This window comes from Mesorhizobium australafricanum (assembly GCF_033977265.1).
Lineage (GTDB): Bacteria > Pseudomonadota > Alphaproteobacteria > Rhizobiales > Rhizobiaceae > Mesorhizobium > Mesorhizobium australafricanum.
The window spans coordinates 1-604 of the sequence record NZ_JAVIIT010000070.1 but is presented as its reverse complement, the minus strand read 5'-3'; the positions used below and the strand labels follow the sequence as shown (position 1 = coordinate 604).

Annotated in this window: 1 pseudogene; it reads left to right on the top strand. The window is 60.3% G+C overall.

The annotated features are described in order from the left end of the window. Window positions 1-15: 15 nt before the first annotated feature. Window positions 16-604 (top strand): annotated as a pseudogene (locus RFM98_RS31215) (hypothetical protein); the annotation flags it as partial.

Sequence of the window (604 nt, the reverse complement as noted above, 5' to 3'; positions counted from 1 at the left end):
CGCGTCTCTCGCGCAATGTCGAGTAATCTGTTCAACAATGCCCTCGATGACATTGGTCGAGCTCGGGACATCGTTCAGTTCTCCTGTGCGGTGGTGCGCCACAGCGGCATGCTGCGGGACCAGGAAGAGCAGGCAGCATTCCTGCAAGGAGCCGCTGTCCAATTCACCCGTCACTTTCTGCCAAACTGGGAACAGGACATCCGTGAAGGAGAATCGTTTGGATATGCGACCGTGTCCAACGCAGTCAGCCGCGAACTCGGAGGTCAGCCGGGCATGCAGGCCTGCAGGGCCATGGCAGCCAAGGTATCGAGGTCTACCAGCGCCCTCGACGATGTAGATGCTCGCGCGTTGCCGCTCTTGGCATTGTCGTTCGGCCGATATCCCCAACTGGCGGAATGCCGCGACGGCACGGTCAGGATCGGCGAATTCTGCAGCGACAACCCAGCAGCGCTTCGCCAGCTCGACGCTCGAAACCTCTCGCTGCTGGTGAACGGCTTCAGCAAGTGGCCTGACCAGCCAGGGTGTGGCGACGGCACTTTCGCAGTTGCTGGTGAGGTTCTTCGCCGCGCTGAGACGGAGGGATTTTCCAAATTCAATCCGCAGA